Annotated in this window: 8 protein-coding genes; 3 read left to right on the forward strand and 5 right to left on the reverse strand. The window is 67.0% G+C overall.

The features are described 5' to 3' along the window. Nucleotides 1-1066: 1066 nt before the first annotated feature. Nucleotides 1067-2527, reverse strand: a complete 1461-nt coding sequence (locus TY25_RS38455) for a type VII secretion-associated protein (protein ID WP_042264986.1) — start codon at nucleotides 2525-2527, stop codon at nucleotides 1067-1069. Next, nucleotides 2527-6558, reverse strand: a complete 4032-nt coding sequence (locus tag TY25_RS38460; protein WP_029903285.1) for a type VII secretion protein EccC — start codon at nucleotides 6556-6558, stop codon at nucleotides 2527-2529. The genes TY25_RS38455 and TY25_RS38460 overlap by 1 nt, the downstream gene beginning before the upstream one ends. A gap of 212 nt (nucleotides 6559-6770) precedes the next feature. Between TY25_RS38460 and eccD the strand changes: the two genes are divergently transcribed. Both eccD and mycP read left to right on the forward strand, forming a co-directional pair. Then, nucleotides 6771-8237 carry a type VII secretion integral membrane protein EccD gene (gene eccD, locus TY25_RS38465; RefSeq protein ID WP_042264987.1) on the forward strand — a complete coding sequence of 489 codons (1467 nt, stop codon included), beginning with the start codon at nucleotides 6771-6773 and terminating at the stop codon, nucleotides 8235-8237. Between the two features lie 59 nt (nucleotides 8238-8296). Continuing rightward, nucleotides 8297-9649, forward strand: coding sequence for a type VII secretion-associated serine protease mycosin (mycP, locus tag TY25_RS38470; RefSeq protein WP_226887511.1), 1353 nt, complete (start codon nucleotides 8297-8299; stop codon nucleotides 9647-9649). A gap of 80 nt (nucleotides 9650-9729) precedes the next feature. Here the strand turns inward: mycP and TY25_RS43110 are convergent, their stop codons facing one another. From TY25_RS43110 to TY25_RS38480, 3 genes are all read right to left on the reverse strand, one after another. Continuing rightward, nucleotides 9730-10008: a hypothetical protein gene (locus tag TY25_RS43110; RefSeq protein ID WP_146154088.1), complete on the reverse strand. Its 279-nt coding sequence runs from the start codon at nucleotides 10006-10008 to the stop codon at nucleotides 9730-9732. Between the two features lie 217 nt (nucleotides 10009-10225). Then, nucleotides 10226-10555, reverse strand: coding sequence for a DUF4288 domain-containing protein (locus TY25_RS38475; protein WP_042264988.1), 330 nt, complete (start codon nucleotides 10553-10555; stop codon nucleotides 10226-10228). 48 nt (nucleotides 10556-10603) lie between these two features. Next, a complete protein-coding gene (locus tag TY25_RS38480) occupies nucleotides 10604-10876 on the reverse strand; it encodes a hypothetical protein (protein ID WP_042264989.1) in 273 nt (90 codons plus the stop codon). A 270-nt stretch (nucleotides 10877-11146) separates the two neighbouring features. Here TY25_RS38480 and TY25_RS38485 point away from each other — a divergent pair, with 270 nt between their 5' ends. Further along, nucleotides 11147-11986 (forward strand): potassium channel family protein, encoded by an 840-nt coding sequence (locus TY25_RS38485; RefSeq protein ID WP_042264990.1) that lies wholly within the window; start codon nucleotides 11147-11149, stop codon nucleotides 11984-11986. Nucleotides 11987-11988: the final 2 nt, after the last annotated feature.

An 11988-nucleotide genomic window follows, 5' to 3' on the forward strand; every position in this document is an offset into this window, starting at 1 on the left:
GCACGACGCAACCGGAGGTGGCGCGGATTCAGCGGCGCGCGCCCGACGATCGTTTCCGCGAGAGCCGCAGTGAACCGCACCCCTGACAAAGCGCACCTCTTACTACCAGCACGCAAAAGGTTTGACAGGACAGACGAACCGCCGTTGGACTCCGAGTTCCCGCACCCGTTCTGATGCCTCGCACCCGCTATGGCAGGCCATACCGGGTGCGTCAGCTCAGAAAGGGTGCGCGAGTGGCGGAAACGCACCGGACATCGGCGATGGCGCGCAAAGAAATTGGTAGCGTGCATAATTCGGTAGCGAACGCAGCCGGAGGTTGCGCGGAGTCAGTGGCGAAACGGACGATCGATTCCGCACGCCCCTGCCTGTCCCGCGAACCAAGCTCCGGGCAGAGTGCGTCCTCGATGTGGCGCGCAGAGCTCTTGCTCGCGCACAGATAGCGCCGCCGCACGCAGATTCGGCAGCGCGCCCGCCGATCGAATCCCCCCGCCACTACGTATCCCACGAACCGTACTCCGGGTAGAGTGCCTCTTCGATGTGGCGCGCAAAGGTTTTGCTCGCGCACAGATTGCGCCGCCGCACGCAGATTCGGCAGCGCGCCCGCCGATCGAATCCCCGGGCCACTACGTATCCCGCGAACCATACTTCGGGCAGGAGTACACCTTTCGATGTGGCGCGGATTCAGCGGCGCGCGCCCGACGATCGATTCCGTGGGCCGCTACGTATCCCACGAACCGCACTCCTGGCAGGGCGCACCTTCGATGTGGTGCGCGGAGGTCTTGCTCACGCACAGATAGCGCCGCCGCACGCAGATTCGGCAGCGCGCCCGCCGATCGAATCCCCAGGCCGCTACGTATCCCGCGAACCGTACTCCGGGCAGGGTGCCTCTTCGAGGGGGCGCGCAAAGGTTTGCTCGCGCGCACAGTTATGTTGGCGCGCACAAGTTTTGATGGCGCGCAGGGTTTCGTCAGCGAATTAGTGCGCGGGCGACGAAACGCGCACGAGGCGACGAAACGTGCGCGGGGTGACGAAACGTGCGCGGGACAGCGCCGAACCGCGTGACCCGCTACGGAACTACGCGGACCGAGCCGCCGAAACGATCGCAGGTGGTGGACAGCGCGTTCCACCCGTCGCCGACATATTGGCAGCCGATGCTGAGCTGAATTCCGTACTCCAGCAAGACATGCCAGTTGACGGTGGAACCGTCGCCGGGGCGCTCCCGATAGGCGAGACCGGAACGGCCACCGAACACTACGTCCCGTTTCAGGTCGGTGAGCACGCCCGGCGGGCGCTGCCCGATCTGCGCTTCCAGGTTCGACGCGACCTGCTCGTAGCCGGCACCGAACGCCACCTGCGTTTGCGTCACGATGATGCGCATGCGCGTGCCGTCGTCGGGCGACAGCTCGACGCGCGCCCGGCCGGTGGCGTCGGGCGGCGTGGCGAGATGCCAGCCGTCGGGCACCTGGAATCGGACGCGGCCGAACACTTCCGGCTCCCCACCGGGCGGCGGCGGGGCACCGAACGGCGGCGGCGGTCCCACACTCGGACCGCTCGGCGGCAGCATGGTCGTGGGTGCCGCCGTCGTCGTGTCCGACGATCGGTTCAGCAACAGCACACCGCCGACCACCGCGGCCGCCACCACAACCACTGCCGCCACCGCCACTCCCACATACGCGGTGCCGCGACCTCGCGGCTGCTGGGCGGCCGCGCGCTCGCGCAGCGGTTGCATCCAATCCGGCGGCGGCCCCACGGGTGCCGACTCGGGCACCGGGATCGGTTCGGTCTGTTTGCCGCGGATGAGATCGGGTCCCGTGATCGACCGCAGTTCCACCCCCGGTCCGCAGCTCTGCTGCACGGCCGCGCGGAGCACCTCGAGTTTCGTCTGATCGGCGAGACCGACGACCTGCGCCAACTCGACCTGCTGGCCGTCCAGCAGCCGACTGATCACGGTGACCAGTTCGTCGAACCCCCGCGATTCGGGCAGCACCTCGGCCAGCGCGAGATTCGGCTCGTGCGCACAGGATTCGAGGCGCACACCCTCATGACTGCGCAGCACCGTCGCGGCCGTGGTGGTGAGCGCGCCGAATTCCAGCACCAAGGTGCGTCGGCTGTGACTGGTCCCGTCGTCCGCGGCGACCGCTCGCACGGCCAGCTCCTCGAACCGCACCTCGCCGGTCCAGCGGCGGGCGGCCTGCTCGAGCACCGCGCGCCGCGCCGCGCCCCACTCGGTCGGGCAGATGACGGTGATCCGCTCGCACGGCGCAGCGACGCGCAAGTTCTCCATGGCCGTGCTGAGCACCGCGGCCATCGCGTCGGCCACCGACGGGATGCGGGGCAGCAGCGCGACCGCCTCGGCCGACACATGCTGCACCACGGAACTCACCTGGGTCGGCGGGGTCAGCGACTCCCCGACCACGAGGTCGAAACCGTTGCTGCCCAGCACGATCGAAGGCGGCCCGTCCCAGTGCGTGGCCGCACTGCGCGCCCACACGCGGGTCTCGGTGACCACCAACTCGACGGTGGACATCAGGGCTGCGGCATCCAGGCCGTCTGGATCAGACCTTCACCGGCGCGCGTGACGTACGTGCCCCGTCCCGGCGGCATCGCGCTCGGCCGGGTGGTGCCCATCAGCACACCCTCGTCACGACTGCAGCTCATGATCAGGCCGGCCGACCCGAGATCCTTCATCCTGGCCAGCGTGGCCTCGTACATGGCGCGGCTCGCGCCACCCGAACGCCGGGCGATGATCAGGTGGAAACCGAGGTCGCGCGCGTGCGGCAGGTGTTCGACCAGCGCCTGCACCGGGTTGCCCGCGGACGTGGCCACCAGGTCGTAGTCGTCGACGATCACGTACAGCTCGGGCCCGCTCCACCAGGACCGGTCCCGCAGTTGCTGCGGCGTCACGTCCGATCCCGGCGTCCGCTTGTCGACGTAGGCCGCGAGGTCGGTCATGTTCTGGGTGAATTGCGGTGCGGTGGAACCGTATCCCGCAAGGTAGCCCTCCGGCACCATGCCGAGCATCGAGCGCCGGTAGTCGCCCATGATGATCCGGGCCTGGCTCGGCGTGTTCGAGGCGCAGATGCCCTCCACGATCGAGCGCAGCAGCGTGGTCTTTCCCGACTCGGTGTCGCCGATAATGAGCAGGTGCGGGCTCTCGGCGAAGTCGGCGTAGACCGGCGCGAGCTCGGACTCGTTGATACCGATCGGGATTCGCATGCACTTCGCGGACTGATCGACCTGCGCGGGCCAGCCGCCCGCCAGGTAGAGCAGTTGCTCGCGCGCCAGCTGCTCGGGCAGCATCCGCACCGGCGGCGCGGGACGGCCCGGGGTGAGCCGGGCGATGGTGGCGACCGCGTCGCCGACCGCCTGGCCGAGGTTGTTCGGGTCCGAACTGCCGTCGATGCGCGGCAGGGCGGTCAGCATGTGCAGGCAGTCCGGGGTCATACCGCGACCGGGCCGGCCCTGCGGGACCATGGCGGCGAACTTGCGGCCGAGGTCGGAGTCCATCGGATCGCCCAGGCGCAGTTCGATTCTGGTGCCGATCTGGTCCTTCAGCGCGGGTCGCGCCTCCGCCCACCGGTTCAGTGCGATGACGACGTGCACGCCGTAGGACAGACCCTGCACCGCGAGGTTCATGATGGTCTGTTCGAGCAGTTCGAAGTCCTGGCGGATCGAGCTGAAGCCGTCGACCACCAGGAACACATCCCCGAACGGGTCCTCGTGCGCGCCGGTCGCGGCCGGGCTGCTGGACGGGTCCATCGCACGCAGCCGCCGGAACTCGACCATCGACTCGATGCCGAGCTGCCGGAACCGGGCCTCACGTTGCCGGACGATGGTGGTCATCTCGGCGATGGTGCGCCGCACCTGATCCTCGTCCAAGCGACTGGCCACCGAGCCGACATGCGGCAGCCCCTGCAGGCTCATCAACGTGCCGCCACCGAAGTCGAGGCAGTAGAACTGCACCTGTTCGGCGGTGTGCGTCAACGACATCGCCATGATCATCGTGCGCAGCGCCGTCGACTTACCGGACTGCGGGCCGCCGACGATGGCGACGTTGCCGCGCGAGCCGGACAGGTCGACGAGCATCGGATCGCGGCGCTGATCGTACGGGCGGTCGACGATGCCGATCGGCGCGCGCAGCGTCGCGACCGCGGAGTACTCACCGGTGAGGATGGACCGCGGGATGAGCTGATCGAGCGTGGACGCCTCGTCCAGCGGCGGCAACCAGATCTCGTGCGCCGGACGGCCGTGGTTGCGGATCCGGGAGACGAGCATGTTCAGGTTCGAGATCTCCTCGCCGTCCTCGCCCTCCTGCGGCTCGAGGCTCGGCTCGGCGGGCAGCGGAACCCGGTCCGCCGCACGGAATCCGACATGGGTCGCGGTGAACGGCCGGGCCTTGATGTCGATCTCGCCGGACTGGTTGGCAACGCTCATGTCGCGCTGCGAGCCGCCGCCCACATAGGCGCCGGAGACGTAGGACGCCTGGAAACGCACGATCTCGCCGGAGTCCGACTTCAGGTAGCCGCCACCGGGATTGTTCGGCAGGTTGTAGGCGTCGGGCACACCGAGCACCTGGCGGGATTCGTTGGCGGAGAAGGTCTTCAGGCCGATCCGGTAGGACAGGTGACTTTCCAGGCCTTTGAGCTTGCCCTCTTCGAGTCGCTGCGAGGCGAGCAGCAGGTGCACGTGCAGCGAGCGGCCGAGGCGGCCGATCATCACGAACAGTTCCGCGAAATCCGGGTGCTGGGTGAGCAGTTCGGAGAACTCGTCGAGCACCACGAACAACGCGGGCAGCGGGTCCAGGTCGGCGCCGGCCGCGCGGGCCTTCTCGTATTCGGAGACGTTGGCGAAGTTGCCCGCGGAGCGCAGCACCTCCTGGCGGCGGTTCATCTCACCGGCCAGCGCGTCCTTCATACGGTCGACGAGGTCGGCCTCTTCCTCCAGGTTGGTGATGACGGCCGCGACATGCGGCACGCCGTCGAGCCCGAGGAAGGTCGCGCCACCCTTGAAGTCGACGAGCACCAGGTTGAGCTGATCCGGTGAATGCGTGGCGAGCAGGCTGAGCACCAGCGTGCGCAGAAACTCCGACTTACCGGAACCGGTCGCGCCGATGCACAGGCCGTGCGGGCCCATGCCGTTCTCGGCGGCCTCCTTGATATCGAGTTCGACCGGCAGACCGTCCGCCCCGACACCGAAGGCCACCCGAAGCCGTTCCCGGCCGTAGCGCGGCCGCCAGGCGTGCTCCGGATTGAACGTGCCGATATCGCCGAGGCCCATCAGCTGGCTCCAGGTCGAGATCACCTCGGAGTCATCGGATTCCACGTCGCTGCTGCGCTGGGTCGCGGCGCGATACGGCGCGAGCCTGCGGGCCACCTGCTGGGCCTGCTGCGGCGAGATCCGGTCGATCAGCGCGAAGCGCTCCTGGTTTCCGGTCGCGCCGCGGCCGACGCATTCGCCGTTCTCCACGATCATCTTGATGCCGCGCGACACCGCGAGCCGCGGCGCGTAACCGCACAGGTCGATGATGGTGACGCCCTCGTAGCCGGATTCGCGCAGCTGATCTTCCTCGGCCTCCAGCAGGCCGCCGTCCACGACGATCACGATGTGCACCATGTTCGCGTTGGCGGGCTGGTTACGCGAGTAGCGCACCCGGTTGCCGAGCAGCGGTTGCAGGCCCGCCATCGCCTCGCGGATCGAGCCGTAGAACATGCGCTGGGTGCCGATGCCGTCCTGCGCGTCCGGATGCTGGGTGTGCGGGAGCCACTTGGTCCACTCCCATTCCCGGGCGGTGTCCGGCCCGCAGACGATCGCGAACAGCACCTGGTCCGGCGCCTGGAACATGGCCAGCTGCAACAACATCGCGCGGGTCATGTCCCTGGCCTCGCCCCGGTCACCGTCCAGCGCGATCGTCGCGAAGCCCTTCACCGCGATCGCGGTGGGCAGGTCCGGCACCGTCGAATGCGCCCGCACGAAACGGCGCAGCGAGACCGCCGCGATCGGTTCCAGCTCCTCCACCGGGCCGGTCTCCGGCGCGACCAACCGGGTCGCCAGCCGCTGACCGCCGACGCCGATGCGGGCGTGGCAGAAATCCTTGTCACCGGCGCGGCGCTCCCACATCCGGCTGGTACCCGCGAGCATCCAGACCAGGCCGGGCTCGGGATGACTCCATTCGACCGAGGCGCGTTGTTGTTTCGCGGTCTCGTCCACATCGCGGCGCACCTGATCCAGGTAGCGCAGGTAGTCCTTGCGATCCTCGTTCGCCTCGGCGGCCTTGGCCCCCTTGCCACCGCCCTGCCCGGCGAACATGCCGACCATGGAGAACATCATCATGAGCGGGAACATCATGCTCATCGGATTCGACCCGATACCGCCGCCCTGGGTGAACAGCAGCGCCATCATGCCGACCATGCCGATGATCATCACCACCGGCATCAGCTTCATCAGCAGATTTCCCGGCGTCACCCGGGGGATCTCGGGCGGCGGCTGCAACGTCACCTCACCGCCGGGCGAACGCGGCATCTCCCGACGGGCCCGACGCTGAAACCGGACGGTGCTCATTGCGAAGCCTTCCCCCTCTTCGACAGCTCTACTACGGCCGCCACGCATTCACGGGCTGCCGAGTTTCGGGCTCAGTGTAGAGGCCACCGCTGACATGTCGTACAGTTCGACCAGCATTCTGCTGCCCGAACCGTGGGTTCGCAAGCTCGACGCCAGCTCGTGAGTTTGCGAAAATACGAGGTAGAAGAGGTAGAAGACGAGTTGGGGGAAGCTTGACGCACGCGCGACTTGACCACATCGACGAAGATTCCTCGCGCGGTATCGTCCGCGCACCCGATCTCGCCCGGGTGACCATTCTGGCCAAACACACCCAGGTTGATATGGCGATTCCGGTGGACGTGCCGGTCGCACTCGTCATTCCCAGCGTCGTCGACATGGTCGCTCAGCACAGCCGCACCAATGATTTCGACAACGAAGGCGAGCGCTTCGAGCCCGCCGAATGGGTGCTGGCGCGGATCGGTCATCCGCCCTTCTCCAATTCGCTCAGCCTGGGCGAGCACGGTGTCCGTGACGGCGAACTGCTCATGTTGGAGAGCGCGTCACACATCGCGCCGACGCCGCTGTTCGACGACATCATGTACAACGTCGCGATCGCCGACACCGATCATTACCGCAGCTGGACCCCGAAGGTCGCGCGGATCACCGGCTCGGTGCTCGCCGCGATCACCATGATCGTCGGCTGTCTCGGCCTGCTGCTCTCGCCCGGCGCGCTGCCGTACTGGGTCAGCGGCTCGGTCGCGCTGGCGGTGACGTTGCTGCTCGTGGTCGCCGCCATGGTGCTCAGCCGGATGTACGGCGACACCGCGACCGCGCTCGTCCTCGGCGGCTGCGCGTTACCCACTGCCTTCACGGCTGGAATGCTTTATGTACCGGACCATTACGGATGGGCGCATATCCTGCTCGGCGCGGTCTTGGCCGGTGCCACCGCGGTGCTCGCCTGGCGGGTCACCGGCGTCGGCCTGGCCCTGTTCATCGGCACGGCCACCCTCGCGGTGTACGTCGTGCCCGCCGCGCTGGTCGGGCTGCTCACCGGGCAGCCGGAGCGGGCGATCGGCGCGGGCGCCGCGGCGCTGGGTCTGGCCGGTCTCGCGCTCTCGCCGCGCATCTCGATGCTGCTCGCGAAACTGCCGCTGCCGCCGGTGCCCTCGCCCGGCACCCCGATCGACCCGACCGAAGACGACCCCGACGACCACCGCGCACTACCCACCATGGAGGCGCTGCGCGTGAAGTCCGAACGCGCCCGGATGTATCTGGCGGGCCTGGTCGCCGCGACCACCCTCGTCACGGTGCTGGGCGCGCTCGGCGCCACCGACCCGCAGGCCGACGGACCGTACTGGCAGGGCATCGCGTTCGCGCTGGTGTGCGCGGCCGTGCTGATGTTCCGCAGCCGCACCTACGCCGGGGCCGAGCAGGCCGTAGTACTGATCGCGGGCGGCGCGGGCATCGTGCTGATCATGTTGGTGGGCGCGGGTTTCGCGATGGATCAGCCGCTCGCCGTGTTCGGCGCCGCGATGGTCATCCTGATCGCCGCCCTCATCCTCGGCATCATCATCCCGAACCAGTCGGCGACCCCGCCGATGCGCCGCGGCGTCGAACTGCTCGAATACGCCTTCGTAGCAGCAGTTCTCCCCCTGGCCTTCTGGGTGGCGAGCCTCTACTCCCTAGTCCGCGGACTGTGAACCGGATCCTGCGCGCCGGTGCAGCCGCAGCGGTGCTGTCCCTGAGCATGTCCCTCGGCATGGGCACAGGTCAGGGCATAGCCCACGCCGACCGCCCACCCCCGGTCGATCCGGGTTTGTTGCCTTCGGGTGATCCGGCCAGACCGCCGGACAAGACGGAGCATCCGGCCAACTCCCCCTGCTATTCGACCCAGCAGGGTGGAGAGGGCCCGACGGTCCCGGCACCACAGCTGTCACTAGATCTTCGACGCGCTTGGGATTTCTCCCGGGGCGAGGGCCAGCTCATAGCAGTCATCGATACAGGGGTCGTCCGTCACCCTCGACTGCCGGACGTGGAAGCCGGCGGCGATTACGTCGCAGATCCTGGTGATGGCGTCAGCGAGGACTGCGATGCGCACGGCACCGTGGTCGCCGGCATTATCGGCGCGAAACCTGTAGAAGGCCAAGGCTTTTCCGGGGTGGCACCCGAGGCTCGCATCTTGTCGATTCGCCAGACCAGTGCGCTCTACGACACCCCGGGCCGACAGGACAGACGCCCGGAAGACCCGGCCCAGGGGTACGGCGATATCAACGCTCTCGCGTCCGCGATCCGACGGGCCGCAGACCGGAACGCTTCGGTCATCAACATCTCACTCGTGTCCTGTGTGCCCGGCAGTCAACAGCCTGCCGATGGCGCGGTTGGCGCCGCAGTGCGCTACGCGACCTTGGAGCGGAACGCGGTGGTCGTGGTGGCCGCAGGAAACACCGACGACAAGTGCAAACCGAGCAATCCGAACGTGATCGACCCGCTACGCCCGAACAGCGACCCGTGGCGCAACGTGACGACCAACGTCACACCTGCTCGATACGACGACTACGTCCTTTCGGTCGGTTCGATCGACCAGAACGGCGCCCCCTCGAAGTTCTCTGTGCCCGGCCCCTGGCTCGGTGTCGCGGCACCCGGCGAGAACATTGTTTCTCTCGATCCCCGCGGCACCGGCACAATCACCGGCAAGTACGAACGCGACCGGCTCGTCAACCTGAACGGGACAAGCTTCGCCGCGCCGTATGTCTCGGGTGTCGTCGCTCTCGTCCGTGCGCGGTTCCCCGAACTGAGCGCGCTCGACGTGATCAAGCGCATCGAGGCCACTGCCCATGCACCAGCCGAAGGCTGGAACCCTTACGTCGGTTACGGCGCGATAGATCCGGTCGCGGCCCTGACCGCCGAAACCACGAAGGCGCTTCCGCCGAAACGCCCGGCCGCCGCCCAACAGGTACAACTAGCGGTCCCCGCCCCGCCACCACCCCCGGACCATCGTGCCCGCGATGTGGCCTTGATCGGCAGTGGCTCGGTCGCGGTCCTGCTGATCCTCGGCATACTCGCCTCGTTCCCGATCCGCCGCCGGTTCGGCGTCCACGGAGATGACATGTAAGGCCGGGAGATTCCGGAAACAAATGTGGGTCTCGGCCGGTGCGGCCGAGACCCACATTTGTTTACGACGGATGTCCCTGACTACACATTGCCGCCGCTCAATGTTGTCTTGTACAGCGGATTACCCTTCGCGTCCGCCCCGTCCCGAACACATATGACCTTCCAGTACGTGGCGTAAGTCTGATTCGGTTCGGGGGCCAGCCGGGCGCTCTCCCGTGCGGCGAGATCCTCACAATCTTGCCGCGACAATCCAGTGACCTCCGGATATGCCACAGCGGCCGCGCTGTTGACCGCACCGACGCCGCACAACGCCGCAGCGATAACGAACGCCGACCCAACTGACTTCAAAGTGCTCTTCATTGCTCACCTTTCTTCGTGCAGAGCTTCCGGCGAACTCCGGGGCAGCCGAGCGACCCGCATTGCGCGAGAATCGCCCCCGAAATTCGTTCTGTCACTTAACAAGACGTAGCAAGATCGGCTTTTCGCCATCTCGCAGATCTCCATCACTACGATTGATTCGGAACACGTTGTACTACTTGGCATGACGCGGCAGGGCCGCATCCTGAAGGCAGTAGGGTTACAGCGGGTTTTCACCCAGCAGGGGCTCCATCCTCTGATATGCCTCGTAGTCCTTGAAATGCCGCGAGTACAGATCACCACCGGTAGAAAGATCGTCGGTGAGAGACGGAGTCACATCGATGACGCCCTTGAGGGACAGGGTGATGCTTTCACCCTGCTCGTTCCGATAGGTGCACTCCTGCTCCCGTGCAGCCGCTAGCGCCAACTCCCGGGCTGCGTCCTCCGACTCGGCGTAGAGAAGGACGAAGTCCTCCTGGTACATGGTCGTGTAGTCGGGCGAATCCGAGGTGGATTCGAACACGACGACGGCGATATACGCGCGTTTCATCGAGGCTTCTCCGTGGGTGCGACTTGCAACGAGGTACGGGCGAACTACTCAGATGGCGTTTTCGGAGTAGGTGACCTCGTAGAGTTTGCGGCCGCTGGTGTCGACGCCGGCCTCGCGGCAGTAGAACTTGACGTAGGTCGCGTGGGTGGCGTCGGGCGCGCGACGGGAGTCGTAGGCGGCCTGCTTGCGGGCCGCTTCCTTGACGCACTGGTCGTGCGTCATGCCTGCGGCGTTGGCGGTGCCCGCGCCGAGCACAGTGACACCGCCAACGGCGGCGACGATCATCGAGAGGGTCGCCATCGCCTGCATGGTCTTCTTCATAACTTCCCCTTCATCGGCCCCGGGCGGGTAGCCGACCTCGTCCGAGACTTGCGGTGAACTCCGAGGGCCTGCCTGTGCAGCCCGGATCACTCGACCCCCGCCCCGAAATTCGTTCTGACACAAGGTTTGACGCGGCAAGATCAAAATCGGTTCCGCCGAATCGAATCTTTTCTCAGAACCCGCCGATGCGTACCTCGGCCCACGCTGTAGCGTCTGCGCAGCACATTGCGTTAAACAAGGTGCCGGAACCGATCGATGCAGGTAGTTACCATGGCGCAACTCAATCAAGTATCCGAATCCGCACTGGAGCGGCTGAGCCGCCGGCAGGCCTGGGAGCGGGCGACCGGCGTGCCGATGGTGGCACTGGCCGTCGTCTTTCTCGGCACCTACGCCTGGTTCGTGCTGGACACCGGCGCCTCACCGCAGCTGGACACCTGGCTGGCGCGGGTCGATGTGGCGATCTGGGTGCTGTTCGGGGCCGACTTCCTGATCAGGCTCTGGCTCTCCACTCGCCGCTGGGCGTTTGTGCGCTCGCATCCGCTGGAACTGCTGATCGTGCTTATTCCACCGTTCCGCCCGCTGCGGTTGTTGCGCGCGGCGGTGCTGGTGCTCGGCACGCTCAACCGGCACACGCTGAGCCAGCGGACGCGGCTGTCGGTGTTCGTCGGCAGCAGTTCGATCCTGATCCTGTTCCTGTGCAGCCTGGCCTTTTTCGATGCCGAGCGGGGCGTGGAGGGCAGCAAGGTGGTGCATTTCGGCGACGCCCTGTGGTGGTCGGCGGTCTCGGTGACCACCGTCGGATACGGCGACGTCTATCCGGTGACCGCCGAGGGCAGGCTGATCTCGCTGGTTCTGATGACCTTCGGCATCGGCCTGATCTCCTTCGCCATCGGCACCACCACCAGCTGGGTGATCGACCAGCTCAAAACCGTCGAGGAAACCGCGGCGAGCACCGACCGCGAGATCGTCGCGCTGGTCGACGAGGTCAAGGCCTTGCGCGCGGAGATCGCGGGCCTGCACCGGTCGACGGGCCCAGCCGCGGACGACGACGGCACCATGCCCACCGCATCGCCGAAGTCCACGAAACCCGTTGGCGCGGAAGGAACCTGACG

It is taken from the genome of Nocardia brasiliensis NBRC 14402 (genome assembly GCF_000308475.2).
GTDB classification, from domain to species: Bacteria; Actinomycetota; Actinomycetes; order Mycobacteriales; family Mycobacteriaceae; genus Nocardia; species Nocardia brasiliensis.

What these genes read in the sequence shown, in the direction of transcription:
- TY25_RS38455 (WP_042264986.1), bottom strand. Translation starts at nt 2,527, where the DNA reads ATGTCCACCGTCGAGTTGGTGGTCACCGAGACCCGCGTGTGGGCGCGC.
- TY25_RS38480 (WP_042264989.1), bottom strand. Translation starts at nt 10,876, where the DNA reads ATGAAGAAGACCATGCAGGCGATGGCGACCCTCTCGATGATCGTCGCC.
- TY25_RS43110 (WP_146154088.1), bottom strand. Translation starts at nt 10,008, where the DNA reads ATGAAGAGCACTTTGAAGTCAGTTGGGTCGGCGTTCGTTATCGCTGCG.
- mycP (WP_226887511.1), top strand. Translation starts at nt 8,297, where the DNA reads ATGGGCACAGGTCAGGGCATAGCCCACGCCGACCGCCCACCCCCGGTC.
- TY25_RS38460 (WP_029903285.1), bottom strand. Translation starts at nt 6,558, where the DNA reads ATGAGCACCGTCCGGTTTCAGCGTCGGGCCCGTCGGGAGATGCCGCGT.
- TY25_RS38475 (WP_042264988.1), bottom strand. Translation starts at nt 10,555, where the DNA reads ATGAAACGCGCGTATATCGCCGTCGTCGTGTTCGAATCCACCTCGGAT.
- TY25_RS38485 (WP_042264990.1), top strand. Translation starts at nt 11,147, where the DNA reads ATGGCGCAACTCAATCAAGTATCCGAATCCGCACTGGAGCGGCTGAGC.